Source organism: Promicromonospora sp. NPDC057138 (assembly GCF_042670845.1).
Lineage (GTDB): Bacteria > Actinomycetota > Actinomycetes > Actinomycetales > Cellulomonadaceae > Promicromonospora.
This window is the reverse complement of sequence record NZ_JBHUUX010000146.1, coordinates 1-1,131: the sequence shown is the minus strand read 5'-3', so window position 1 is coordinate 1,131 and position 1,131 is coordinate 1. Positions and strand designations below refer to the sequence as shown.

General features: G+C 70.0%; 2 protein-coding genes. One reads left to right on the top strand and one right to left on the bottom strand.

What is annotated here, in order from left to right:
- The coding region (locus tag ACFT2C_RS29115) for a hypothetical protein (protein ID WP_377210586.1) at nt 1-257 on the top strand (257 nt) is incomplete at its 5' end.
- Nucleotides 258-282: 25 nt separating this feature from the next.
- On the opposite strand, the gene ACFT2C_RS29110 is transcribed toward ACFT2C_RS29115, so the two are convergent.
- Nucleotides 283-1,131: IS3 family transposase (locus ACFT2C_RS29110; RefSeq protein ID WP_377210585.1), on the bottom strand; the 849-nt coding region annotated here is incomplete at its 5' end.

Genomic DNA, 1,131 nt, shown 5'->3' with positions numbered 1-1,131 from the left:
CGATGACATCCGCGTCGTCGCGTCTCTCTCTTCGCACGTTCACCCCCGTTGGGAACCCGCTGCTGGTCGTTGCTGACCTCGCCTTGGCCGGAGCGCGTGAGGGCGGTGCGGCGGAGGTAGATGCGCGCCGGCCGCCGCGCTCCAAGTCGACGGCGCCGTCCGCAGTGCCGGTGGGGGAGAGTGGCGTGCTGGCGGGTGTGGCGTTGCCGGCGGGCGCGCAGCTGGTGCGGGCGGTGGCCGAGGCGGTAGTGAGGTGACCCCCGGAAGGTGGACACAGGGGTTTCATGCCGCGAGGGAGAGCATAGTCGGGGCATGGTGCTGCTGTTCGAATTCCAGCGGCGAGAGATAGCCCAGCGCGCTGTGGCGTCGGCGGGCGTTGTAGTAGGTGAGCCACTGGAAGATCTCCAGCCTCGCCTGGCTCATCGTCTGGAACAGCCCGCTGTGCATGGCCTCGCGCTTGAGGCTCTGCCACAGGCTCTCTGCCAGGGCGTTGTCGTAGGACGAGCCGACTCGGCCCATGCTCCGGCGGATCCCGTACCGGCCGCAGACTTGCGCGAACGCGGCCGAGGTGTACTGGGCCCCGTGGTCCGCGTGGAAGATCACGCCGGTGACGTTCCCGCCACGGGCGGCGACCGCTGCCTCGAGAGCGTCGATGACCAGCGAGGCGCGCATGTGGGCGGCCATCGACCAGCCGACCACGCGGCGCGAGCGGATATCGATCACACAAGCGAGGTAGAGCCAGGCAGCGCCGACCTGGATGTACGTGATGTCGCCGCACCAGCGTTCGTCCAGGTACTCGGCGGTGAAATCCCGCTGCAACAGGTCCGGCACCGGCGGCGCGACAGGGTCCGGGACAGTGGTGCGCTTCTTGCGCCGCAGGTGGCGGCCGACGATGCCGTGCTTGCGCATCAGCCTCGCCACCCGCTTGTGGTTCACGGTGTGTCCGAAGGCGCGTAGTTCGGCATGGACACGCAGGGCGCCGTAGGTCCCCTTGTGCCCTGCGTGGATCTCGCGGATCTCCTCGACCAGGGCGTCCTCCTCGGCCTGCCGCGCGGCACGGGCCCCGGTGCCGGCGATCCACCGGTAGTAGCCCGACCGGGAGACCCGGCAGGTGCCTGGCCGGACCGAGCC